Here is a 25,334-nt window from a genome sequence, read left to right on the forward strand (position 1 = left end):
CAGCGAACGATGCTATGTCGGGATGAAATTGGCTGTTCGGCGTGTTTGCATAGATGAACACTCAAACCGGTTAGAGATTCCGCAATCGGCCCGCCGCCCAGGTTGGGAACGGTGGAACCTGAGGTAACTGACCGGCCGTAGACGTCAGGAGGAAAATCATGACGGCGACATTGGAAGCTCGGGAGCTCAACGCAACTGACCGTTGCGATTCCTGCGGGGCGCAGGCCTACGTTCGCGTTGTCCTCGAGAACACTGGCGGCGAGTTGCTGTTTTGTGCTCACCACGCGACGACCAACGAAGACAAGCTTCGCCCCATGGCCGGCTTGTGGCAGGACGAGCGCGATCGCTTGAGCACTACTCCCTCCGTTTAATTCGCTCAGCGAGCCTCATCCCCAGGGATGAGAAAATGCCCCGGATCGCAGTTGCGATCCGGGGCATTTTTGTGTCCGTTTCTAGTCTAAGTAGTCGCGAAGGACCTGAGACCGCGACGGGTGCCGAAGCTTCGACATCGTCTTGGACTCTATCTGCCTTATACGCTCGCGAGTCACCCCGTAGACCTTACCGATCTCGTCGAGGGTCTTGGGCTGACCGTCGGTCATACCGAAACGCATGGCGACGACGCCCGCTTCCCGTTCCGAGAGCGTGTCCAGGACGGAATGCAACTGCTCCTGCAACAGGGTGAAGGAAACTGCGTCTGCGGGCACCACTGCCTCGGAGTCCTCGATCAGGTCTCCGAACTCGGAATCGCCGTCTTCGCCCAGAGGAGTATGCAACGAAATCGGTTCACGCCCGTACTTCTGAACCTCGACGACCTTTTCCGGGGTCATGTCCAATTCCTTGGCCAGTTCTTCCGGAGCGGGCTCACGGCCAAGGTCCTGCAACATCTGCCGCTGGACTCGGGCAAGCTTGTTGATGACCTCGACCATGTGCACGGGGATACGGATTGTGCGGGCCTGATCGGCCATCGCTCGAGTGATAGCCTGGCGGATCCACCAGGTGGCGTAGGTGGAGAATTTGAAGCCCTTGGAGTAATCGAACTTCTCAACCGCACGGATGAGACCGAGGTTCCCTTCCTGGATCAGGTCCAGGAAGAGCATCCCACGCCCGGTGTACCTCTTGGCCAGAGACACCACGAGGCGCAGGTTGGCCTCGAGCAGGTGGTTCTTGGCACGCTTTCCGTCGTGGATGACCCAGCGCAACTCTTTGCGCTCTTTGGCGCTGAGCGAGTCCTTGTTGTCCTTGAGCTTGTGCTCAGCGTACAGGCCAGCCTCAATGCGCATAGCGAGGTCGACCTCCTGCTCGGCATTCAGCAGGGAAACTTTACCGATTTGCTTGAGGTAATCCTTGACCGGGTCGGCCGTGGCACCCGGAGCGATAACTCGCTGCGCGGGCTCGTCGTCGTCATCGGTCGTGGAGATCACGAAACCGTTACCCCTGGCGGCAACCGTCTTCTTCTCTTCCCGATCGGGGTCCTCGTCCCCTTGCTTCTCGGTTTCGAGTTCGTCGACGGCGTCGGTTTCCTCTTCGGCTGCCGGACCTTCAACGAGCGAAACAACATCTTCCGACTTGGAATCATTGGAAGCGGTCGTCGAATCCGCTGATTCAACGGTGGACTTGTCCCCCGCCGGCTTCTTGGTAGCAGACTTTGCGGCCGTCCTCTTCGGAGCAGCTTTTTTAGCGGTCGACTTAGAAGCGGCCGTCTTGGCCGTGGTCTTGGTCTGAGCCGTGCTCTTGGAAGCCGTAGTGGTTTTTGGCGACGACGCGGAGTCGGCGCTCTTCTTTACTCCGGCGGTACCCGTGGTCATATCCTCGACCTGGGTATCTCCGGATTCCGACTTCTTGTGTGCAACTGGTGACACTCAAAAACCTTTCTTCCATGTCCTGTGTGCGCAGGTGGGTAAAACACCTATGACCCTGTCAAGCCCGGGTTCCCGGAAATTACGGGAATATCACGTGGACTTGCAAGGCCGTACACACAGGACAACTTGGCTTGCGCCGCGTTTATTCCCTGATTGGAACGTCAATTCGTCGAACCACGTGAGGTGCAGTGCACCGTAGGCAAGACGGGGTCTTCGAAGCAATATTCTGTCAGATTTTTCCGCCCTGACCTATTTCTGTTCATTAGCCCTCCTGATAACGGCCCAACCAGCGCGGCAGCGGACGGTTGTCCATGACGGCGTGAAGAAGGGCTGCGTGTGCTTTTCCGGGATATGTCCGAACGCGCTGAAGGTAACGGCCAGCTTGACTGTTCAACCCGAAAAACCAGCTCACATAAGCATTGGCAACGCTCGCGCAGTCCGACATCTCGGTGGTACCGAGCTGTTCGACCGCATTCAAAAGAACCCTCAACGCCTGAACGCGCGGCACGGAGATCTCTTCTTCTCTTCGCCCAGTCATCAGAGCCGCTCCGTCAGACATGTCGGAAGCCGTGTCCGCGTGAGCGCCCCCGGCTGTGCGGTCCGTCAGTCTCCGGGCGGCACCGGGTCCGGCAGCCGCACAGGTAAGGAGCACGTATATTCCGATCGGTTTGTCCATCCAAGCGGCCACTGCGACGCATTCACCTGCAGACAAAGTCTTGGTGCACTCCACAGCCGCCGCTCGGGCGTCTCTCTTCCTCTCGAATTGAGCGGCCAGGCGCCCGATGAGGCGGGAAACCTCGTAGATACCCGGGCACCCGTGAGATCGTTCATGAGAGACAACCTCATCGAATTGCCGTCGCATCGACGCCGCCGCCGAGGCTCCTAGCACCGAAGCGAGTTCCCAAAAGCCTGGTAGACGACGGTCGTCCATGACAGCGGTTCCGGCATCTCTCACGACATGGCCTTGGAAAACCAAAGCAGCGCCTAACGGGCTTGAGAGGATCGTCCGGATGTTTCCGCCTCGGAGGACGGGCCATGCTGGGCCAGGGACAGCCACTACCTCCCGCGCGGGGCGCCTCGGGTCCACAGAGTCAATGCGATGCGCAGAACTGGCCTCAACCGTATCGTCGAATGGCAGAAGGGTCCCCCAACGGTCGTGGGCTCGGTCCACGACCCAGGTTGTCTCTCCCCGCAAACCGAATCGGGACGAAACCGCCATTGCCTGAGCCAATGCAGCCATCACGACTCTCCCGCATACAAAGTAGCTTGACGCTTCGACCGCTGAGCCGTCCCTCGGCGCCGTGACTTCCAACGATGCGGTGTGCCCGGTGAATGCCGCCGCGAAGACCCTTTTGTTCTCGGTGCGAAAGGCCAGGGTCTCGACAACCGGTGGCAGCGCTGCAGTCCATTCAGGAACCGTTGAAAGGCTCGTCGGCAGGTCGATCCGCAGACACGGTCCGAGGTAGGACTCGGAGGCCGAAGCGAGAAGGAGCGACTCTTGCGGCCAATACCCCAACGCATAGGGCATGTACGCCAAAACATCTTCAGGATCTTTTGCCGCGGTGCCCATCGGCGAAGGCTCGGTCCGCGACATGCGTGAATTGTTCATGACATCAAGCTGCCTCAAAACTCAGAGCTCAGCCGCCATCGGCGCCCAATCGGCCACAGAATTGGGTATAACTCGGCTCGAAACAGAAAGGCCGCTTCCTTGTGGAAGCGGCCTTTCCTTCGGTTTGTTCGAAAGAGGTTCTAAGAGCCGGATTCGCTCTCGTCGTCTTCGTGTTCAGCGAGGAAACGTTCGATGGTTGCTCCCAGCTCGTCCGCATCCGGTATTTCGGACTCGTCGCGTGCAAGCAAGGAGCGCGGACCGGCTTCGGTCATGGTTTCGTCGTATCGTTTTTCAAGATGGTTGACCACACCTTGGACCTCCGCCGAGCTCCCGACCTGCTCATTGATCTGCTGTTCGACCTCACGGCCCGCTTCCCGCAGATGGTCGGTCGGCAAATTCAGTTTGGTCGCCGCGCTGAGGTGTTCCAGTGCCGTCACGGCGGCCTGGGGCAATTCAGCCTCCGAGAGATACTGCGGGACATTGACGGTGTACCCCACCGTGTCGAATCCGCGTCGGCTGAATTCGACCTCCAGGAGGTGCCCCGCTGACGCCCCCAGCTCGGCCAGGGGCTTCCACGGTGAGATGCCCTGAATCAGGTCGTGCCGGTTTCCGTGCGCGGTCACAGGCAACGGACGGGTGTGAGGCACCGGCATCGGCATCGAAGCGATCGACGCGACCAAACGCACCTGGAGCTTCTCGGCCAGCTCGGTCACCGCTTCGGTGAAACGCTGCCACTGCAGGTCAGGCTCGGGCCCGGCGAGCAACAAGAACGGTTGTCCCAGACCGTCAGTCACGGCATAGAGCTTCAGTTCGGGAAGATTGACGTCTTCGAAGTGATCCTCGATGAAACGCACTCGGGGTCGACGCGACCGATAATCGTAAAGCTGATCGACGTCGAATTCGACGAGCTCTTCCGCATCGAGCTCCGCGAGAATCGCCTCAGAGACTTGCTGAGCGGTAAACCCGGCTTCTGCGAAACCCGTCAGAGACACGACGAGGTCCAGACCCCGGAGCCGCGGGTCGTTCAGCAGACCCTGATGACCCAAATACAACTTCTGCGGATCTTGCATCGGCTTACCCCTCACCTTGTCTCCAAGTGAACCACCGCAAGTGCGGCCCACCTCGTTTTCAGAAATTATCCCCGCTTTCCTCACTAACCACCAAGCGCAACGCTTAGGCTGGAGCGTGGGAAACTACAGAAATCCTTGTACAGGTGTAACGATTCCGACAGGCTGAGTATTTCCCACACTGCTGTGACGCCGCGCGCACCATGCGCCCTCGTGAGCAGTGACGATTCCGTATCCACCGATCACAGCAAGGAGCATGGTTTGACAGAGTCCACCGATCTCGCGTTTTCCATCGTCAGTCCGGACGCCGAAAGCATCGAGGCACAAGCCCTCGTCATCGGCGTCGTCCAGGGCGAGGACGGCCCCGAATTGACGCCTTCCGTTCTCGACATGGAGAGCGCAGACGCCATCGAAGCAGGGTTGGAGGACCTCGGCGTCACTGGAGCAGCTGACCAGATTCATCGCCTCCCCGGATACGGGGACGACAACCCAGGACTCATCGTTCTGGCCGGCCTGGGTTCGCTGCCGGCGAATGGACCCGAAAGGCTCGATGCGCTTCGCGCGGCAGCAGGCAGTGCCGTCCGACAGCTCATCGGTTTCGACTCCGTGGCCCTCAACCTCCCGGCGACCAGCCTTTCTGAGGTCTCTGCCCTGGCTGAGGGTGCCGCTTACGGCGCATTCTTCGACGCCGGGCGTCGCACTTCCCAGGAGGTAGTGGATCGTGAGCCGGTTTCCGACGTCGCGATCGTGAGCGAGATCAGCCTCGAGGCTGCGGACGAAGTACTCACCAGAGCCCTTATTCTGGGCGAAGCGGTCGACAACGCTCGTCGCTTGGTCAACGAGGCCCCCAACGATCTGTATCCGCAGACTTTCGCCGACCGCGCCGTCGAGAGGGTCAGCAGCGTCGACAACGTGACATGTGAAGTTCTCGACGAGAAAGACCTGGAGGAAGGCGGATTCGGCGGCATCCTCGGTGTCGGCAAGGGCTCGGCCCGCTCGCCGCGACTCGTCAAGGTCGATTACTACCCCGAAAATGCTCAGAAGAGCGTTGCCCTCATCGGCAAGGGCATCACGTTCGATTCGGGCGGGATCTCACTTAAGCCCGGCGGGTCCATGATGACCATGAAATGCGATATGGGCGGCGCAGCAGCAGTCCTGAACGCCGTGGCCGCCGCGGGCGAACTCGAATTGCCGATCCGAGTCACCGGCTACCTGTGCATTGCCGAGAACATGCCGTCCGGTTCAGCGACGAAGCCGAACGACGTACTCAGCATGCGGGGCGGCAAAACCGTCGAGGTCCTCAACACGGACGCCGAAGGCCGCCTGGTGATGGCCGACGGCCTGGCCTTCGCCTCGGAATCCGAACCGGACTTCATGTTGGACGTTGCTACCCTCACCGGCGCGCAAATGGTCGCTTTGGGCTCTCGCTATGCAGCGGTCATGGGCGAGGAGGATCTGCGCGGCCGCGTCATCGAGGCGTCGGAACGCGCGGGCGAGCCTTTCTGGCCCATGCCGCTGCCTGATTACATGCGGTCAGAGCTGAAGACCGAAGCCGCCGATCTGAAAAACATCGGTGCGGGCCGCAACGGGGGCATGTTGATCGCGGGATTGTTCCTGCAGGAGTTCGTGGGCGAATCAGATGGCCGCAAAATTCCTTGGGCCCACCTGGACATCGCGGGACCCGCGTACAACGAGGGTTCCCCGTACAGCTTTGTCCCGAAGAACGGAACGGGCGCATCCGTGGCTACACTGGTCAACCTCATAGAAGACCTGGCTGACTAGGGCAGTCATAACTCCCGCCTGACCTCAAGGGCGTCCCCGAGATGTGAGTAGCCTCTCGAGGGCGCCCTTTGTGTCAAGTTGTCAATAAGTGGAGTCGGAGCCGACCTGAGATATAAGGTGGGAGCGATTGAACATCAGCGACGGGCCGAAAGAGCCCGTAACCAACGCGAGGGAGCGTCCACGTGGCCGATTCGGCAAATGCTTTCGACATTCTTATTTTGGGCGGCGGTAGCGCGGGCTACGCCGCCGCACTTCGATCGGTTCAGCTCGGTTTCAGCGTCGGGCTCATCGAAAAGGAAAAAGTCGGCGGTACATGCCTTCACTGGGGCTGCATCCCGACGAAGGCTTACCTCCACTCGGCAGAGGTAGCGGAGGAAGCCCGCGAGTCCGAAAAGTACGGTGTCAAGGTCAAGTACGAAGGCATCGATATGGGTGCTATCCGCGATTACAAGGACAACATCATCGCGGGCAAGTTCAAAGGCCTTCAGGGGCTCCTGAAGATGCGCGGCGTGACCGTCATCGATGGCGCAGGCAAGATGACCGGCGAAAACACCATTGACGTCAACGGCACCGAGTACACGGGCAAGCACATCATTCTGGCCTCTGGCTCGGTTTCCAAGACTTTCGGCCTGGAGATCGGTGGACGCATTCTGACCTCCACGCAGGCCCTCGAAATGGACTACCTCCCGAAGTCAGCGATCATTCTCGGCGGCGGAGTGATCGGCTCCGAATTTGCATCGATGTGGCGCGCGATGGGTGTGGACGTCACGATTATCGAAGGATTGCCGCACCTGGTTCCGAATGAGGACCCCTCGATCATCAAGGTCTTGGAGCGCACCTTCAAGAAGCGTGGCATCAAGTACAACCTCGGGACCTTCTTCGACAAGGTTGAGCAGAACGACGACGGCGCCAAGGTCACGCTGACCGATGGTAAGGAATTCGACGCGGACATTGTGCTCGTGGCTGTCGGCCGCGGACCGAACACCGAAGGTTTGGGTTTCGAAGAAGCCGGCGTCACCATGGATCGTGGCTTCGTGATCACCAACGAGCGTCTGCACACGGGTGTTGGAAACGTCTATGCCGCGGGCGACATCGTTCCTGGACTCCAGCTCGCACATCGAGGCTTCCAGCAGGGCATCTTCATCGCAGAAGAGATCGCCGGTCTCAACCCGATCATCGTCGAGGACATCAACATCCCCAAGGTCACGTTCTCGGATCCGGAGATCTCCTCGGTGGGCTATACCGAGCCCAAGGCCAAGGAAAAGTTCGGCGACGACAATATTGAGGTCGCCGAGTACAACCTGGCCGGAAACGGCAAGAGCTCGATCCTCGGCGCCAACGGCATCATCAAGTTCGTACGCGAGAAAGACGGCCCCATTGTCGGCGTCCACGCCATCGGCAAACGTATCGGTGAGCAAATCGGCGAGGCCCAGTTGATCGTCAACTGGGAGGCCTACCCGGAGGATGTCGCCAAATTGATTCACGCCCATCCGACGCAGAACGAAGCGCTGGGTGAAGCCGCCATGGCACTCGCCGGTCACCCGTTGCACGGTTAGAACCGGGTTCGTCCGTACACCGCTAGAACTTACACAGGCACTATTCACAAGGAGAACGGGAAGAGACGATGTCTGAAACCGTAGAACTGCCCGCATTGGGCGAATCCGTCACTGAAGGAACCGTTACCCGCTGGCTCAAGTCCGTCGGCGACACCGTAGAGGTCGACGAACCGTTGGTCGAGGTTTCGACCGACAAGGTCGATACCGAGATCCCTTCCCCCGTCGCCGGAACCATTGAAGAAATTCTGGTCGACGAGGACGAAGAGGTCGAGGTTGGCGCGCCGCTCGTGCGTATTGGTGATGGTTCAGGCGCATCGGACTCCTCCGGCTCCGACGAATCGGCCTCCGAATCCGAAGCTGAGGAAGCGCCGGCCGAGGAACCAGCACAGGACGAGGCTCCTACCGAAGAAGCCCCCGCGGCTTCTGAGGAAAAGGAGCAGTCCTCGGGTTCGGCCGGCGGAGAAGGTCAAGAAGTCACGCTGCCCGCTCTGGGTGAGTCTGTCACCGAAGGTACGGTCACCCGCTGGCTCAAGTCCGTCGGCGATTCCGTCGAGGTTGACGAGGCGCTGGTCGAGGTTTCCACCGACAAGGTAGACACCGAGATTCCCTCCCCCGTCGCCGGGACGTTGCTTGAAATCAAGGTCGACGAGGACGAAGAAGCCGAAGTCGGTCAGGTTCTGGCGATCGTGGGCGAAGAAGGCGCCGCGACGTCGTCTTCGGACTCCTCGGGGCCCTCCGATCAGAAGTCCGAGCCCAAGCAGGAGCAGGCGCCTCAGGCCAAGAAGTCCGATGAGCCCGCCGAGGAGGAGGTCAAGGTAGAACAGCCGACGGCCGCTCCCAAGGCAGAAGAGTCTGCCCCCAAGGCCGAGGAGAAGAAGGAAGAAGCTCCCGAACAGAGTTCCGATTCTTCGCAGGGTTCCGGCGAGGTTTACGTGACCCCGCTGGTGCGCAAGCTGGCGAAGCAAGAAGGTATCGACCTGTCGACTGTCAAGGGAACCGGTGTCGGTGGCCGCATCCGGAAGCAGGATGTTCAGGCTTCTATCGACGCCAAGAAGGCTTCGGCTCCGGCTCAGAAGGAGTCCAATGCTCCGGCCGAGGCGGCTTCCTCGCAGTCTTCGGAAGCCCCCAAGGCCCCGGCCGTAGACACCGAAAAGCGTGGCAAAACGGAGAAGGCTCCGCGCATTCGCCAGACCATCGCCAAGCGTATGAAGGAGTCCCTCGACGTCTCCGCTCAGCTGACCCAGGTCGCAGAAGTGGATATGACGCGGGTTTCCAAGTTGCGCGACCGGGTCAAGCAGTCCTTCCAGTCGCGCGAGGGAGCAAAGCTCACGTTCTTGCCCTTCTTCGCCAAGGCCGTTGCCGAGGCTCTGCAGCAGCACCCGAAGCTGAACGCTTCCTACGACGCGGATTCGAAGGAAATCACGTACCACGACTCCGAGGACATCGCGATAGCGGTGGATACCGAGCGCGGTCTGTTGGTTCCCGTTGTCTCCAACGCCGGTGATCTGAACTTGGCCGGTCTGGCCAAAAAGCTCGCCGACGTCGGAGAGCGCACCAAGTCCGGCAAGATCGGACCGGACGAACTGTCCGGTGGCACGTTTACAATCACCAACATCGGTTCGTTCGGGGCCCTGTTCGACACCCCGATCATCAACCAGCCACAGGTCGCCATCCTGGGCACCGGAACGATCGTCAAGCGCCCTGTCGTCGTGACCGACGCCGATGGCAATGACACGATCGCGATCCGCCAGATGTGCTACCTCTCGCTGACGTATGATCACCGGTTGGTCGACGGCGCCGATGCCGGTCGTTTCCTCCAGACTCTCAAGAAGCGCTTGGAAGAAGGCCAGTTCGAGTCCGAGGTTGGACTGTAGAGCCACCCGCATCAGCCCTAGTCGCCGAAGCGGCCGTCCCCACTGGGGCGGCCGCTTCGGCTGTTTAATGCGACAGCGCGAAGCCGCATCATCGCCTGAGTGCGAGTCCCCACACATTTTGCTGACAGAATGACGCTAAACGGGTCGTCGAATCATAGAATGGCCTCATGTCTGTCCTTATGTCTATTCTTCTGTTCCTTCACATCGTCGGCGCCGCCCTGGTCTTCGGTCTCTGGGTCGCGTACTTCAAGACTCCTCGGGTCGTTCCGGTCCAGTTCTACGCCGCTCTCCTGCAAGTTGTTACTGGACTCTTGATGTTCGGAATCCTCGAGATGGGAGGTGGCGCGGTCGACCACATCAAGTTGGGAGTCAAACTGGTCATCGGCCTTGTCATCGCGGTCGTAGCCTTCATTGGACAGCGCAAATTCAAGCGCGGAGAACAAGTTTCCACAGGGATCGCCCACGCGGTTGGGGGCCTCTCTCTGATCAACATCGCCGTTGCAACGCTCTGGAATTAAGTCTCACTCCCTCACCGGGTCTACGGACCGCATCTTCCACGAACCGGCGGTGGATTCCAGCAGGATTTCGATTCTCTGGCTTCCATCGCCGGTTTCGGCGTTCCCGGGCTCCTTTGGACTCCATCCGGTGACGGCCAATCGCGCTTTCGCCCGTACAGTCCCATCCGACCCGGGCTCAACCTCAATATCCTCGATTCGAGTCTCAAGATTCGGCCACGCCACCGAGGAGGCCTTCATGAATGCAATACGTTGGATATCCCCTTTTTCCACCTCGCTTCCTGCTGTCGCGTAGTTCGAGACGAGGGAACTGTCCCTCGCTCTCAGAGCTTCATCGCGCATCTTGAATAGCTCCGGCAGGGCCCCCGTGACTTCTTCCGGAACTCGCTGCGGAGGAGGTGCGGCCGCGCCCTCTGATTGGCTGGCCGTTGACGACGAGCCCGGACCGTTGGATGAAGACACAGGATCAGGGCTGTCCCGAGACGGCAGCAAACGACTTCCTCCTTGGGCCACGGTGAGGGCCAAAAGTGCGAGGGTGAGCAAGCTCTTCCAGTGACGACGACAGAGTTCATGGACCCGGTTCTGCACGACCGTGCGCTGTGAGCTCAGGCGTTGCGGGACGTTACGTCGCAATGTGCCCTTGGGCCCTTGGGGTTGGGCCCGCGCTGGTAGCCGCGCCGCGAATTCTTCGTCGACCACAGAGTGCAGGTCTACCGGAGTTGCTTCCCAGGCACCACGAATGACCAACGCCATCTCTTGGATGTCGGGCCGTGACGACGGGTCCGGCCCGAGGGCGGCCTCGAGTACTTTGACGACCGATTTGGTAGCGCTTGGACAGGACATAGGTAAAGGGATTCTGTCTTCCCAGGTTCCCGCCGGGCGGCCGGTCAGCAACAGCCAGATGAGTTCCGCGAATGCGCGTACGTCCTGAGCTTTTCCGCCATCCGACCGCCGAAAGCCGTCCTGGCGCCAAGGATCCGGCCAGGGAGGCGTCACCAGCGAGACCGAGTTCCGGGTCAGGAACACACGTGACGCGGACAAATCGCCGTAGGCCGTTTCTTGACTGTGCAGCCAAGAGATCGCTCTCCCCACGTGAGCCACCACCGAAGCGCACTCCCCCGGCTCGAGTCTTTTCCGAACCGACAGAACGTTCTGCAAGCACCCGCCCTCGGGGAATTCGGTGACCAAGAAAGGCGAAAGTGGTTCGGCGGCCGACGCTTCGTATGTATGCAGGATATGGGGATGACGCATGGAATTTCTCTGGGCGTTGATGTGGCTTGCCCAGGAACGTGACGCCACGGCCAATGCTGCCGACTCCGCTCGAGGTGGAACGTACAAACGGATCATCCTCTCGGAAGCCGTACGCAGCTGCGCGGCCTTTTCATAACCTGCTGACGAGTCGATGCGACGTCCGACGACCAAAGCTGAGCCGTCAGATCCTTCCCCACGAAGGCGGGCGTACCATAGGGACGCGCCTTCGGCCGTCCCGATCTTCGTGATGAGCCGATATTGGTCCAGGTCCATTGCATCGGGGTCGGCAACACCCGGTGCTCCGGTCGCGGTCTGATTCATGCCTCTGGTGTACACCCTCAGAGATGACAATCATCACGTTATCCACAGGTTTCGGGAATCTTTGAAGATTTTCTCGACATGCAATTTAGACGGGTTACCGCACGGCGGTAGGGTAGTCACATGTCTTTGGTCATGAATCGGGTCGGTCTCGCGCCCGAGTACGTGGACTATCGTGAAGCCCTCGCACTTCAGGAAGAGATTCACCACCGCGTCAGCAATGAAGAGCAGGACAACACCGTGTTGCTCTTGGAACATCCGCCGGTATACACCGCGGGAAAACGCACCGAAAAGCACGAGTACCCCACTGATGGGACCGATGTCGTGCCCATTGATCGTGGAGGAAAACTGACCTGGCATGGACCAGGCATGCTCGTGGGCTACCCCATCGTCAAGTTGCCCGAACCGGTAGACGTCGTGAAGTACGTAAGGATTCTGGAAGAAATCCTCATGAAGGTCGTACGCGATCTGGGCGTCGACGGACAGCGGGTCGAAGGACGTTCCGGCGTCTGGGTACGTGGCGAGGGCATAGAACCGGATAAGAAGATCGCAGCAATCGGCATCCGCGTTTCTCGGAACACGACGATGCACGGGTTCGCCCTGAATTGCAGCAACGAACTGACCTCATTTTCCAACTTCATTCCCTGCGGCATTACCGATGCGTCTGTCACGACCATCAGTGAACAACTCGGCCGGAACATTTCGCCAGCCGATGTTGTTGACCGTGTTGAGCAGGAGCTTATGGCCAATGCCGACCGCCTGGCCGCACAATTCATCCCGCGTGGCGAACAGGCTTCAGCCTGATCGTTCCGTTCGCCGGCCGCTATGCGGCAAGCCGTGGACATCGAAGGAGAGACCATGACCATCGCCCCAGAAGGACGCAAGCTTCTCCGCGTAGAAGCGCGCAACGCTGAGGTCCCCATCGAGAAGAAGCCTTCGTGGCTCAAGAACACCGCCAAGATGGGTCCCGAGTACCAGGAACTCAAGAAGATGGCCCGCAGCCAGGGCTTGCACACCGTTTGCGAAGAGGCCGGTTGCCCCAATATTTACGAATGTTGGGAGGACCGCGAGGCCACGTTCTTGATTGCCGGTGATACGTGCACGCGACGTTGCGATTTTTGCGATATCGCAACGGGACGTCCCGCTCCGCTGGATCCGATGGAGCCCGTCAAGGTGGCTCGTTCGATCCAGCAGATGGATCTTCGCTACGCAACCGTCACCGGCGTCGCTCGTGACGATCTCCCCGATGGATCGGCGTTGCATTACGCCAAGACCATTGAAGCTATTCACGAGCAAAACCCCAACACCGGTGTCGAAATTTTGATCCCGGATTTCCAGGGCAAACCAGACCGTTTGGACATGATTGTCGATGCCGGCCCTGAGGTCTATGCGCACAACGTTGAGACCGTGCCCCGCATCTTCAAGAAGATTCGCCCCGCATTCACGTACGAGCGATCACTCGAGACCATTTCACATGGCAAGGAACGCGGGATGATCACCAAGTCGAACTTGATCCTTGGTATGGGAGAGACCAATGACGAGGTCTACGAAGCTCTCTGCGACCTGCATGATGCGGGAACAGACATCATCACTCTGACACAGTATTTGCGTCCTTCTCCGCTCTTCCACCCCATCGATCGTTGGGTCAAGCCTGAGGAGTTCGTCGCTTTATCCGAAGCCGCCGAAGAAATCGGCTTCCTGGGTGTCATGGCCGGCCCGATGGTTCGTTCGTCCTACCGTGCCGGGCGCCTCTGGGCGCGGGCGATGGAAAAGATGGGACGCCCAATCCCGGAGCACCTGGAACACATCCAGGACACTGGATCCGCTCGCCAGGAGGCTTCTTCCCTCGTCGCCGCAGGCCTGTAACTTCAGCAGGGCTGCAACCTGCTCCACTACGGCGCCGCCCCGGGTCTCCTGGCCCGGGGCCGCTTCGCGTCGTGCTCGAGTTCGCGAGAGGGTTCTCCTCCCGTAGAATGGTCCCGAATGCCGGGGCACCACAGTGCCGACCAATACCCAAATGCAATGAGGAAACATCGTGTCGTCTCAGTCTGCCAAGAACGGCAAGCTCACGCGTGAGGAAAAGCGCGAAGAGAAGCGCAAGAAGAAGGGCTCCAAGCCCGGCTATTTCGCCCAGATGAAGCAAGTCTTCACCATGACCCGAAAGTCGGATCCCAACATCACGTGGATCCTCCTTCTGGCGGGTTTGGTAACTCTTCTGGTTTTCCTCCTCGTGGGCGTGCTTCTGCACAACTGGATAACGTGGCTCATCATCGGCATTCCCGTAGCAGTCCTGGTTTGCGTGATTATCCTTTCTCGACGGGCCGAAAAGGCCGCATTCGGCCAGATCGAAGGGCAGACGGGTGCCGCGGGAGCAGCATTGTCCACTCTTCGTCGTGGTTGGATCGTGGAAGAGCAGCCCGTTGCGGTCAACCCTCGGACTCAGGATCTGGTCTTCAGAGCGTTGGGGCGTCCCGGCGTCGTACTGGTCACTGAGGGCCCGGCAAGCCGAGTGAATTCGCTGATCAGCCAGGAGAAGAAAAAGCTCAATCGCGTGGCCCCGAATGTTCCGATTCACGTCATCAAGGCCGGAAATGGGGAGGGGCAAGTTCCCCTCAAGAAAATCACCAAAACCATGAAGGGTTACTCGAAGAATCTCACGCAACAGGAGGTACACGCGGTGAACAACCGTTTGGCGTCCTTGAACAAGGGGATGCCGATGCCCAAGGGTGTGGATCCTATGAAGGCTCGACCGGACCGTAAGGGTCTGCGCGGCCGATAAGCCAGCTCATTGCAGAAAAGGGCCCCCAACCTTCAGGATGGGGGCCCAATTTGTGGGTGGTTCAGCGAATACGGACGAGAAGCGTCCCGACGGCTCGATCCTGCAGTCCACGTCCGTCCTCGTCGACCACCAGGATCGGAATGACCACGGTAACGAGCAGACTGCGCAGAAACGCCTTGGCGAAACCGGCGGGCTCCCCTCCGATGGTCTGAACCTGCATCCCGAATGCAAAGTGCCCCAGAGTGTGCCCCATGAAACCGACGAGCAGTCCCTGGTAGACCCAGAAGACGATTGAGGGCGCCAGGGAATGCACCAGAGAGTCCCCCGAGCCGAGCAACAGGTGGCTGATTCCCAGACAGATGACCCAGTCCACAATCAGCGCCAGAATACGCCAGGGTACGGTCGCCAGCGAACCCTTGCCCCGTTCGGGTCTCCCCAAACGCTGGCCCGGATAATCCGGGCGACCTGATGAAGTCGGGGACGCTCGCTCCGGACCATGTGGGTTCTCAGAACCGGAAGGGTTTTGGTCAGTTGCCATGAACCCAGGATATCCAAGGTGCGACTCCCACACGGGTTATGGTTGAACAAGCAGTCACGCCGTTTCGGTTTGGATCGCCATTGACTGGGTCTGTTACATAGCTGAAACATGTCAGATACAGCTGGGCAATGTCGCGAGCCTACCGTAAGCAGCAGAAAGCACAAGGGCGTTCCTGAGGAGGGAACGGCCGGTGTGATCGCGTTGAGCAATCTAAGGAGAACTCCGACCATGTTCGAAAATGCCCAGGAAGTGCTGGACTATATTCAGGAAGAGGACGTCGTCTTCATCGACATCCGGTTCACCGACCTTCCCGGTGTTCAGCAGCACTTCAACCTCCCGGCAAAATCCATCGACGATGATTTCTTCGTCAACGGGCAGCTCTTCGATGGGTCGTCTATTCGAGGTTTCCAGGGAATTGCTGAATCCGATATGCAGCTCATCCCCGACCCCAAGTCGGCTTTCGTGGATCCCTTCCGCGTGGAGAAAACCCTGGTCCTGACCTGCTCGATCGTCAACCCTCGCACCGGCGATCCTTACCACCGCGATCCCCGCGGCGTCGCAGAGCGTGCAGAAGCGTACCTCAATTCCACCGGCATCGCTGATATCGCGAATTTCGCTTCCGAGGCCGAGTTCTTCATCTTCGAGGACGTCCGCTACCAGGTCTCCCCCGAGCACACTTTTTACCGTGTGGATTCCGACGAGGCCCCCTGGAATTCGGGCCGCAAGGAAGAAGACGGAAACCTCGGCAACAAGACCTTGACCAAGGGCGGGTATTTTCCCGTTGCTCCTCAGGACAAGCAGGCCGACCTGCGAGACGCCATTTCGGTGACTTTGGACGAGGTCGGTTTGGAAGTTGAGCGCGCGCACCATGAGGTTGGCGCTCCCGGCCAGGCCGAAATCAACTACAAGTACAACACTATGACGCTCGCCGCCGATGATCTCCTGAAGTTCAAGTACATTGTCAAGAACGTCGCAGATGCCTTCGGCAAATCGGCGACCTTCATGCCGAAGCCGGTCTTCGGCGACAACGGCTCGGGTATGCATTGTCACCAGTCGCTGTGGAAGGGTGGTGAGCCGTTGTTCTTCGATGAGCGCGGTTATGCGAACCTTTCTGATGTTGCCCGCTGGTACATCGGCGGATTGCTGGAGCACTCTTCTTCGGTTTTGGCATTCACCAACCCGACGGTCAACTCCTACAAGCGCTTGGTGAAGGGCTACGAAGCCCCTGTCAACATGGTGTACTCGCAGGGTAACCGCTCTGCCGGCATCCGTATCCCGATCACCGGGTCCAACCCCAAGGCGAAGCGACTCGAATTCCGGGCGCCCGATCCCTCGTGCAACCCGTACCTGGCGTTCGCCGCTCAGCTCATGGCCGGCCTGGACGGTATTCGTAACCGCATCGAGCCCCCGGAGCCGATCGACAAAGACCTCTACGAGCTGCCCCCGGAGGAAGCCAAGGACATCAAGACGGCGCCCGCTAGCCTCGATGAGGCTCTTGAAGCTCTGGAGCAGGATCACGAATTCTTGCTGGCAGGGGATGTCTTCACCGAAGACCTGATCCAGACGTGGATCGACTACAAGCGCGAGAACGAGTTGGAGCCGCTCTCACTGGTTCCGCACCCGTTGGAGTTCCAGCTCTACTACGGAGTCTAATCTCCATTCAGGCTTGCATGCCTGCAATTTCGGGGGTAGCGCATTATGCGCTACCCCCCGATTTTGTGTATATTCCCCACGTGTACGCTAGTCCGTCACCGCGCCGGCTTCCGGCCTGATACCCTCACCATCATCGACGAGCGAGTATCCGTATACGCCCGGCAAAAGGCGGTAGGAGCTATAACGCTCACCTTCCAGCAGATCATCACTTCCAGAGTTCCCATCAATAAGTCGAATGAGATTCGGCCGATAGGCTGCTCAGGTTTCCAGAAGGGTCAGGACGGGGGCTACAAGGCTGCCTCTATTCTGCCTCGCACGGCGCCTGGCCCACGAAAACCTCATACTCTGCGTCCCCGCGTCACCCAGCGTTGGGTGGTGGTTACCCGATTCGTTGCCGTTTCCCTGCCTTAGGGAGTGCCCCCTAAGGCAGGGAAACGCCGCTCGATCAGGTAACCCCGCCCAACAGCACCCAGCAAGGGGCACGGCGTCGACGGCCTCCGCGAGGTGGCACATCCGTACTTCCGCGGCCCTAACTTGCCCGAGGCGAGCACAAAACTGCGACCTCGGCCCTCGACCAAGGAAGGGAACCGGAAAACACCCGAGGAAACTCGCCGTGACGGCTTGAGGAAAACCACAGAAGCACCCCGCCAACCGATAGAAATTCAGACCGATCCACGAAGATTAGACCGAAAAACTGGCTTAGTCGCATCTACCGTCGAGGAGCAGTTCACATGGACCACCACCCCGCCTTGGCACCGAACTCGCCGACCCCGATACCGGGCGGACAACGTCCCACCCCGGAGCGGATAAATTAAGATTCTGGACCGCTCAACGCATGCAGTGGCAGACCGAGCGTAAGGGCAAGTCAGTCCGCCGAACCCGCAAGCAGCGGGAGGCAGGTGACTCCCCTGCCTCACGTTTGCCCAACGAAGGGGCTCCGCCTCAGTGCCCTTTTTCCGAGCTTTCGGAACGCCGATCTCGGGCATGACCGAACATGCCGACGGCGATCCACATCAAGGCAACCACCGCACCACCAATCGGTGCATATCCCTTGGGCACATCCGGCTGCAAGACACTAAAGCTGGCGCCATAGAGGATCGTGATCGCGAGGGCCACGAAAACCAGAATTTTGCGTTTCATAGGACCAGTATGCGCTGACATGGACGGAAGTGCCAGAGATCACCAACCCCAGGTGTGACAGAGCATGGCATGCGTTTGATAAGGGCATATTTCCGTCGACTTCCGGCCCTATTTTTCGACCGAAATTGTAACGATTGCCCCCGCACTCGACCGGTTACACCGGAAAGCAGGCAGGCGACAGCACGAGGTTCAGCGTCAAGTATTTATATGGGCCCGAGATACGCCTAGTGATAGCAGCACCTCGCACGTTCTTAGTGGACGGCGATATCGGGATTTATCCCGGGCCGCCTCCCATACTGTATAAACATCAAGGACTCTTCATTGAACATCTCGCACTTACGAAGATCCAATTCGGGGACGATTTCCATTTTAACGTCTTTCGTCCCGGCAATTTCTAGCCTCCTATCCGCGACGCCTCCCCCGCTCGGGCGGACCAAATACCCATTTCTGATCGACCACATCGACCCTGGGAGGCATACGGCAACTCGACGAGCGGTTCGCAAGCCCGAGGTCGCCATCGTTCGAACCCGGTCGGATCTGAAGCAATGAATTCACCTCGGTCGGCTAGACATTCCACACAGGCCAGAGGGATGTGCAGGTTGATACCGAGCGCAACCTGGACTACGTCATTGACATGACGGAGGAAGCGGATCCGAATGGCCGAAAAGTTACGGTCCTGGGCGCCGATTCGCACTTTTCGGACCGAACCTCACCGAGCCCCACACCGTGACCGACTATTCCAGATGCCCGTAGAACAACGTCTCGAAGATCGACCGGGCGCGTCGTGTGAGTCGCAGGTAGTCTTCCTCCAGGATCGCGGCGCTACCCGGTTCGTATCCGCTCCACCGGGCGATCGCTTCAAGGTCCTTCCGTGAAGACGGCAACGAATCAGAGGCACGACCATTCCGTAGAACGTTGCCCCCGCGGATACGCGTCGCCAACCTCCATGCCGATTCAAGGATCGCGGCGTCTTCGGCAGCGACGATCTCCAACTTGACGGCCTCTTCCAGAGCTCGCAGGGTGCTCGTGGTCTTGAGCCCCGGATTCTCGTGAGCGTGCTCGAGCTGAATCAGTTGCGTCAGCCATTCGACGTCGCTGAGCCCGCCACGACCGAGTTTGACCTGACGCGCAGGATCGGCGCCTCGGGGCATCCTCTCGGCCTCCACCCGCGCCTTCAAACGCTGTATTTGACGGATTTGATCCTCCGAAACATTCTTCGGGTAACGATAAGGATCGACGAGTCGGATGAATTTCTCGGCCACTTCAGCGGAACCGGCCAGAGGCCGTGCACGGAGCAATGCTTGGTACTCCCAGGTATCAGCCCAACGCTCGTAATACTCCGCGAATGAATCCAAGGTACGAACCATAGGCCCGGATTTGCCCTCGGGTCGAAGATCGGCATCAATTTCCAGAGTCTTCTCGGCACGTATCGCGGGCTTCATGGGGATCTTCAGCAACTGGGTCATCCGATTGATCAGGGTGTTGGCCTGCGCAACGGCCTTGCCGTGATCAGCGCCGCTCCGCGGTTGGTGCACATACATGACGTCGGCATCGGAGCCGTACCCGATCTCCGCGCCACCTTGGCGCCCCATCCCGATCACGGCAACATCGGTCAGGACCTCCTCGCCCTTCTCCTGATACAACTCGCGTTCCGCGGTGTGGAGGGCCCCCAAAATGGTCGCTTGATCCGCGTGAGCCAGCCCTTCCATCACGTCATTCAAATCGGTCACGCCAACCGCTTCCCCCAGGGCGATACGAAGGATCTCGCGGCGGCGAATAAGCCGAATCATCCGGATCGCTGACATTGCGTCCGGGTGGCGTGAAATTTTCGAACGGATTTCGGACCACAAATTCTCGAAAGGCTCAGGCCGCAGCCTTTCGTCCCGGTCCAGCCACGAAATCGATTCCGGTTCGTCTTCCAGAAGGTCCGTGATGAACCGAGAACTCGACAAAACCGCGCACAGGCGCTCAGCGGCCGCGGGCGAATCGCGCAGCATGCGCAAGTACCACTGCGTTTGACCAAGGGACTCGGAGACTCGGCGGAACCCCAGCAATCCGGCGTCGGGGTCGACGCCGCGGGCGAACCAACCGAGAAGCACCGGCAGAATGGTCCGCTGGATTTCGGCCCGGCGTGAGAGGCCCTTTGTCAGGGCTTCAATATGGCGCATGGCTCCACGCGGGTCCAGATAACCCAAAGCTGACAGCCGATCTTGGGCCGCTTCCGGCGTCAGAGCGACCTCATCGACGGACAACTTGGAAACCGCCGCAAGCAGCGGACGGAAGAAGAGACGTTCGTGGAGTCCGCGCACCGTACGCTGCGATCGTTTCCGTTGTTTGAGCAGATCATCGGGGGTGAACCGAGTCCGATCGGAGTTCCCGCGCATTCCCCTGGCGACGGCCGCCTGTTCGGCTTCCTTAACCGGCATGAGGTGCGTACGCCGCAGATGGAGCAATTGGATACGGTGCTCGAGTGTGCGCTGCCACCGATATTCGTGGTCCAGACTCCCCGAGGCGTCGCGTCCCACATACGACCGGTCGCGCAACGCGGAAAGCGCCGCCGTGGTCGATCGCATCCGGACGCTTTCGTCCGTCCGGCCGTGAACCAGTTGCAGAAGCTGGACCGTGAACTCCACGTCCCTCAACCCGCCAGGCCCCAGTTTGATCTGTCGCTCGCGCTCTTCCGACGGTATATTGTCGGTCACTCGACGACGCATGGACTGAACGGAATCCACAAAATTCTCTCGACCAGAGGCTTCCCACACGAACGGCGCAATGGCGCGCACGTACTCTTCACCCAGGCGCTGAGAACCTGCGACGGGGCGTGCCTTGAGCAATGCCTGGAATTCCCAGTTCTCGGCCCAACGGTCGTAATACCTTCGGTGTGAATCAATGCTCCTGACCAATGGACCGTCTTTACCTTCCGGACGGAGGTTTGCATCGACCTCCCAGAGGCCTGGCTCGGGACCAACCCCGTAAACCACTTTCGTCAGGGCCTTGACCAGTTCGGTGCCAATCCGGCCCATGGCCTCCTCATCGGGTTCCTCGAGGTCGCCGCGGACATCGGCCGAGGAGGGTCCTACCGCGTAAACGACGTCGACGTCGGAAATGTAATTGAGCTCGCGAGCTCCGCACTTTCCCATCGCAATAATGGTCAGATCCACGGAGGCCACGGCGGGTTCGTTCTCGGAGATCTCGGCCCTGGCGACGGCCAAAGCCCCTTCGAGAGCTGCACCCGCCAGATCCGCGAGCGCGGCGCCGACCTTGGGCATGTCCTCTATAGGGTCCTCTGAGGTGAGATCCGCAAGCGCTATTCGAGTCAAATACTCGCGATACGTTGTTCTGACGGCGAGCTTCGCATCTTCGCCGGTTATTCGTGCGACGGGTTGCTCGGATTCGGGGGCTGCACCGACGGCCTCAAGCATCACACGGCGGTAACGTTCGTTCAGATCCGAGACACCGACGTCAGGCAAAGGCCGAGGGGCCTCGTCGAAGATGCTGAGATGCTCAGGGTGACGCATGAGGAACTCACCGAGTGCCTCGGATGCACCGAGCACCCGGAACAGGCCCGCTGCCTCCTGGCCGCGGGCGATGTGTCGACTCAGCTCCGGGGTATCGGTCAACATGCGTACGACCGCCTTGAGGGCCATGTCCGGGGAAGGGCTGAGCGCCAGGCCCTCGAGCAGCTTGGCTTTGTCGACGTCTCTCAGTTCATCCGAATCCAGCCAACGGTTGGCGCCGCTCAAATCATTGAATCCGACCGCCGCCAGTCGCCGCTTGGCCTTGTGACCGGCGCCTTCCCGGGGCCTTTCCTGCTCGCCCATGGTGCTACAGAAGGCCCAGGTTGTACTTCAGTTCGTACGGGGTCACTTCCATGCGATAAGCCGTCCAGTCGTCCTGCTTGTTGCGCAAGAACTGATTGAATACCTGCTCCCCTAGGGTCTCTGCCATGAATTCCGACTCTTCGGTCTGGCGGATCGCATCGTGCAGGGAAGACGGGAGGGGGCTGTGCCCCAAGCTGCGCCTTTCGGCTGCACTCATGGATGCGACGTCCTCGGCCTCGGCCTCGGACAACTCGTATTCGTTCTCTATCCCTTTGAGTCCCGCGGCAAGGATCACCGCGTAACCCAGGTATGGGTTGACGGCCGAGTCGATACCCCGGTATTCGATACGGGCCGACTGCATCTTGTTGGGCTTGTACAGCGGCACGCGCACCAGCGCGGATCGGTTGTTGTGACCCCAAGAGAGATAGCTTGGAGCTTCTCCTCCACCCCACAGACGCTTGTAGGAATTCACAAATTGGTTGGTCACGGACGTGAATTCCGGGGCGTGCCGCAGCACACCCGCGATGAAGTGCCGTGCAGTCTGGGAGAGCTGGTACTCGGCCCCGGCTTCGAAGAAGGCGTTGGTGTCACCTTCGAAGAGAGAGAAATGCGTGTGCATACCGGAGCCGGGGAATTCCGTAAACGGTTTGGGCATGAAAGTCGCATAGATGCCCTGCGAGAACGCGACTTCCTTGATGACCGAACGGAAAGTCATGATGTTGTCCGCGGTTTGCAATGCGTCGGCGTGCCGCAGATCGATTTCGTTCTGTCCCGGTCCACCTTCATGGTGGCTGAATTCAACCGAGATGCCAACCGCCTCGAGCATCGTGACGGCTCGACGTCGGAAATCCTGGACGACTCCTCCGTACACGTGGTCGAAGTAGCCTTCCCGGTCAACGGGAACGGGGGTGCCTTCTGCACTGAGCTCCTGGGACTTCAGGAGATAGAACTCGATTTCGGGCGACGTGTAGCAGGTGAATCCCATGTCGCCGGCTTTGGACAGGATTCGCTTGAGCACACCGCGCGAGTCTGCGGATGAGGGCTCGCCGTCCGGGGTCAGGATGTCGCAGAACATGCGCGACGTCGGTTCGGTCTCCCCACGCCACGGAAGAAGTTGGAATGTCGAGGGATCCGGTTGAAGGAGCATGTCGGATTCGTGGACCCGAGACAGGCCTTCGATGGATGAGCCATCGAAGCCGAGCCCCTCCTCGAATACCGTCTCGACCTCGGCGGGCGCGAGCGCCACGGATTTGAGGGTACCGACGACGTCGGTGAACCACATGCGAACGAAGCGCACATCTCTTTCCTCGATGGTGCGAAGAACGAATTCCTGCTGACGGTCCATGACACTCCTCCATGGTCGACGTGCCGCGCTGGCTAACCTAGGCCAACTCTATCCCGAGGGCATGCGCACCTCGACCAATTCGCGAAACGGCACGAATGCGCCGTAAAGGACCCTTCAACTCTGCAAAACTGCCACATCGTTGGAGGAGACCGCGCGTAGACTGATCGGCATGGCTTCGTACCTCCAGGACACTGACCACACACATTCCGACGCCGACGACTGGCTCAGCTCGGTTCGACGCGTGAGAACCACTCATCTGCAGCGCTGTAGAGACCGAGGGCAACGATTCTCGATGTTGACCTGTTATGACGCCTTGACCGCGGCGGTCTTCGACGAAGCCGGAATCGAGGTTCTGCTCATTGGGGATTCGGCGGGCAACACCGTCTACGGTTACGAGTCGACCGTTCCCGTGACGTTGGACGAATTGATTCCGTTAACCCGAGCCGTCTCAAGTGCCGCGAACCGAGCAATGGTCATCGTCGACTTGCCGTTCGGAAGCTACGAACAGTCCCCTGCCCAGGCCATCGCCAGCTCGGTCCGACTCATGAAGGAAGGCGGCGCTCACGCCGTCAAGATGGAAGGCAGCGCCTACTACGCCGAACACGTCGAAGCCATGGTCCAGGCAGGAATCCCCGTCATGGCTCACATCGGTTTCACCCCGCAAGCGACCAACACTTTGGGAGGCTTTCGTGTGCAGGGCCGGGACGACGCCGCCGAGCGGCTCCTCGTGGATGCTCGGGCGCTCGCCGAGGCCGGTGCTTTTGCGGTTCTCATCGAGATGACGGCCAGCCCGGCTGTTGAAGCGGTCGTGGACGGGGTCGATGTCCCGACCGTAGGGATCGGCGCGGGAGGATCCACGACCGGACAGGTCCTGGTATGGCAGGACATGATGGGGCTCACCGGCGGAAAAGTACCTCGGTTCGTCAAAAAGTATGCAGACCTGCGATCCGTGATCGCCGATGCGGCAGGTGCATACAGAAAAGACGTGCTCGACGGCAGTTTCCCTGCTCCCGAGCACGTCTTCGAGGACTGATCGCTTGATCACTGTCTGATCAGGCTTCGCCCTTCCATCGTGCGTCGTCTTCGTCCCATTTTTCATTGCGTTCTTGAGCTATGTTCAAGGCGTTTTGCGCTTCCTCGCGGGAGCTGTACGGCCCGAGAAGTTGCCGATAGTCCGATTGGGCGCCTTGTTCGACCGTATGCGTATACGTGTTGAACCAAAATTGTTGGTCTTCCGGGACGTGCGCACTTCCGTTGGTACCCATGGGGTGACCTCCTCGTCGTCGATCGTGTTCTAGAGTTGACTATATGTCCCGTACCAATGCTTCCACGACATCCCACAACATTCCTGCCGAACACGGCGGCGCTCCCTTGGGCAGCCTGACTCCGGGCGCCATCGGTCCCACTCGCAAAGTTCCGGCCTCCATCGAGCGCCCCGAATACGTCGGCAAGGCGACCGCGGATGAGGGCAACGGATCGGATCTGTACACCCCTGAAGAAGTTGAACTGATCCGCGAGTCCGGGAAGATCGCGGCGGGCTCGATTGTCGTTGCCGAAGAGTATTGCGTTCCGGGGCGTACCACCGACGACATCGACCGCATCGTCCACGAGTACATGTGCGACCACGGCGCTTACCCCTCGACTCTGGGCTACCGGAATTTCTGGAAGTCCGTGTGCACGTCCTTGAACGAAGTCATCTGCCACGGCATCCCTGACTCCACAGTTCTGGAAGAGGGCGACATCATCAACCTTGATGTCACCGCATATAAGAACGGCATGCACGGGGATACCAACCGGACACTGCTGGTCGGAGACGTGGATGAAGAATCTCGTCTGCTGGTCGAGCGCACCGAAGAATCGCTGAACCGTGCAATGAAGGCCGTCAAACCGGGACGCGAGCTAAACGTCATCGGTCGGGTGATCGAGAAGTACGCATCGCGTTTCGGTTACGGCGTGGTCCGCGACTTCACTGGTCACGGGGTGGGACGCGAATTCCACTCCGGTTTGATCGTCCCCCATTACGATGCCGCACCGGCCTACAACACCGTGATCGAGGAAGGCATGGTGTTCACGATCGAGCCCATGCTCAATCTCGGAACCATCGACTGGCAGATGTGGGATGACGACTGGACCGTCGTCACCAAAGACCGCAAACGAAGCGCACAATTCGAACACACCATGGTGGTCACCGCCGACGGCGTCGACGTTCTGACCCTCCCGTAGCCCA

20 protein-coding genes are annotated in these 25,334 nt (G+C 59.7%); 11 read left to right on the forward strand and 9 right to left on the reverse strand.

The genetic code is table 11. From position 1 onward, the window contains the following. Positions 1 to 158 precede the first annotated feature (158 nt). A complete protein-coding gene (locus sake_RS08290; protein WP_129360923.1) occupies positions 159 to 371 on the forward strand; it encodes a hypothetical protein in 213 nt (70 codons plus the stop codon). 81 nt (positions 372 to 452) lie between these two features. On the opposite strand, the gene sake_RS08295 is transcribed toward sake_RS08290, so the two are convergent. The 3 genes from sake_RS08295 to sake_RS08305 form a co-directional block, all read right to left on the reverse strand. After that, complete coding sequence (locus tag sake_RS08295; protein ID WP_129360924.1) at positions 453 to 1,859, reverse strand: RNA polymerase sigma factor; 1,407 nt, start codon at positions 1,857 to 1,859, stop codon at positions 453 to 455. A 262-nt stretch (positions 1,860 to 2,121) separates the two neighbouring features. Further along, on the reverse strand, positions 2,122 to 3,468 hold the full coding sequence (locus tag sake_RS08300; protein ID WP_178945812.1) for a DUF4192 family protein: 1,347 nt from the start codon (positions 3,466 to 3,468) through the stop codon (positions 2,122 to 2,124). Positions 3,469 to 3,608: 140 nt separating this feature from the next. Continuing rightward, positions 3,609 to 4,538, reverse strand: a complete 930-nt coding sequence (locus sake_RS08305; RefSeq protein WP_129360926.1) for a proteasome assembly chaperone family protein — start codon at positions 4,536 to 4,538, stop codon at positions 3,609 to 3,611. A gap of 258 nt (positions 4,539 to 4,796) precedes the next feature. Between sake_RS08305 and sake_RS08310 the strand changes: the two genes are divergently transcribed. From sake_RS08310 to sake_RS08325, 4 genes are all read left to right on the forward strand, one after another. After that, positions 4,797 to 6,317 carry a leucyl aminopeptidase gene (locus tag sake_RS08310; protein WP_129360927.1) on the forward strand — a complete coding sequence of 507 codons (1,521 nt, stop codon included), beginning with the start codon at positions 4,797 to 4,799 and terminating at the stop codon, positions 6,315 to 6,317. Between the two features lie 182 nt (positions 6,318 to 6,499). After that, on the forward strand, positions 6,500 to 7,873 hold the full coding sequence (gene lpdA, locus sake_RS08315; protein ID WP_129360928.1) for a dihydrolipoyl dehydrogenase: 1,374 nt from the start codon (positions 6,500 to 6,502) through the stop codon (positions 7,871 to 7,873). Between the two features lie 68 nt (positions 7,874 to 7,941). Continuing rightward, on the forward strand, positions 7,942 to 9,747 hold the full coding sequence (sucB, locus tag sake_RS08320) for a 2-oxoglutarate dehydrogenase, E2 component, dihydrolipoamide succinyltransferase (RefSeq protein ID WP_178945813.1): 1,806 nt from the start codon (positions 7,942 to 7,944) through the stop codon (positions 9,745 to 9,747). A 167-nt stretch (positions 9,748 to 9,914) separates the two neighbouring features. Next, positions 9,915 to 10,265, forward strand: coding sequence for a hypothetical protein (locus tag sake_RS08325; RefSeq protein WP_129360930.1), 351 nt, complete (start codon positions 9,915 to 9,917; stop codon positions 10,263 to 10,265). A gap of 3 nt (positions 10,266 to 10,268) precedes the next feature. Here sake_RS08325 and sake_RS08330 read toward each other — a convergent pair whose 3' ends face one another. Then, on the reverse strand, positions 10,269 to 11,834 hold the full coding sequence (locus sake_RS08330) for a protein kinase (protein ID WP_178945814.1): 1,566 nt from the start codon (positions 11,832 to 11,834) through the stop codon (positions 10,269 to 10,271). A 120-nt stretch (positions 11,835 to 11,954) separates the two neighbouring features. Here sake_RS08330 and lipB point away from each other — a divergent pair, with 120 nt between their 5' ends. From lipB to sake_RS08345, 3 genes are all read left to right on the forward strand, one after another. After that, positions 11,955 to 12,635, forward strand: a complete 681-nt coding sequence (lipB, locus tag sake_RS08335; RefSeq protein ID WP_129360932.1) for a lipoyl(octanoyl) transferase LipB — start codon at positions 11,955 to 11,957, stop codon at positions 12,633 to 12,635. A 54-nt stretch (positions 12,636 to 12,689) separates the two neighbouring features. Then, the gene (gene lipA / locus sake_RS08340; protein ID WP_129360933.1) at positions 12,690 to 13,697 is read left to right on the forward strand and encodes a lipoyl synthase; all 1,008 of its coding nucleotides are present in this window, start codon (positions 12,690 to 12,692) and stop codon (positions 13,695 to 13,697) included. Between the two features lie 166 nt (positions 13,698 to 13,863). Then, positions 13,864 to 14,610, forward strand: a complete 747-nt coding sequence (locus sake_RS08345) for a DUF4191 domain-containing protein (protein ID WP_371811983.1) — start codon at positions 13,864 to 13,866, stop codon at positions 14,608 to 14,610. Positions 14,611 to 14,671: 61 nt separating this feature from the next. On the opposite strand, the gene sake_RS08350 is transcribed toward sake_RS08345, so the two are convergent. Then, complete coding sequence (locus tag sake_RS08350) at positions 14,672 to 15,148, reverse strand: RDD family protein (protein WP_129360934.1); 477 nt, start codon at positions 15,146 to 15,148, stop codon at positions 14,672 to 14,674. A 228-nt stretch (positions 15,149 to 15,376) separates the two neighbouring features. Here sake_RS08350 and glnA (sake_RS08355) point away from each other — a divergent pair, with 228 nt between their 5' ends. Beyond that, a complete protein-coding gene (gene glnA / locus sake_RS08355) occupies positions 15,377 to 16,801 on the forward strand; it encodes a type I glutamate--ammonia ligase (protein WP_129360935.1) in 1,425 nt (474 codons plus the stop codon). A gap of 942 nt (positions 16,802 to 17,743) precedes the next feature. On the opposite strand, the gene sake_RS08360 is transcribed toward glnA (sake_RS08355), so the two are convergent. The 3 genes from sake_RS08360 to glnA (sake_RS08370) form a co-directional block, all read right to left on the reverse strand. Then, positions 17,744 to 17,941 (reverse strand): hypothetical protein, encoded by a 198-nt coding sequence (locus sake_RS08360; RefSeq protein ID WP_129360936.1) that lies wholly within the window; start codon positions 17,939 to 17,941, stop codon positions 17,744 to 17,746. Between the two features lie 734 nt (positions 17,942 to 18,675). Continuing rightward, a complete protein-coding gene (locus sake_RS08365; RefSeq protein ID WP_129360937.1) occupies positions 18,676 to 21,762 on the reverse strand; it encodes a bifunctional [glutamine synthetase] adenylyltransferase/[glutamine synthetase]-adenylyl-L-tyrosine phosphorylase in 3,087 nt (1,028 codons plus the stop codon). A 4-nt stretch (positions 21,763 to 21,766) separates the two neighbouring features. Beyond that, a complete protein-coding gene (gene glnA, locus sake_RS08370; protein ID WP_129360938.1) occupies positions 21,767 to 23,107 on the reverse strand; it encodes a type I glutamate--ammonia ligase in 1,341 nt (446 codons plus the stop codon). A gap of 169 nt (positions 23,108 to 23,276) precedes the next feature. On the opposite strand from glnA (sake_RS08370), the gene panB reads away from it, so the two are divergent. Beyond that, positions 23,277 to 24,140, forward strand: coding sequence for a 3-methyl-2-oxobutanoate hydroxymethyltransferase (panB, locus tag sake_RS08375; protein WP_178945815.1), 864 nt, complete (start codon positions 23,277 to 23,279; stop codon positions 24,138 to 24,140). 19 nt (positions 24,141 to 24,159) lie between these two features. Here panB and sake_RS08380 read toward each other — a convergent pair whose 3' ends face one another. Further along, positions 24,160 to 24,372, reverse strand: coding sequence for an SPOR domain-containing protein (locus tag sake_RS08380; protein WP_129360940.1), 213 nt, complete (start codon positions 24,370 to 24,372; stop codon positions 24,160 to 24,162). 43 nt (positions 24,373 to 24,415) lie between these two features. On the opposite strand from sake_RS08380, the gene map reads away from it, so the two are divergent. Then, positions 24,416 to 25,330: a type I methionyl aminopeptidase gene (gene map / locus sake_RS08385; RefSeq protein ID WP_178945816.1), complete on the forward strand. Its 915-nt coding sequence runs from the start codon at positions 24,416 to 24,418 to the stop codon at positions 25,328 to 25,330. Positions 25,331 to 25,334 lie beyond the last annotated feature (4 nt).

Origin of the sequence: Kocuria sp. TGY1127_2, from assembly GCF_013394385.1 — a bacterium.
Taxonomy (GTDB): Bacteria; Actinomycetota; Actinomycetes; order Actinomycetales; family Micrococcaceae; genus Rothia.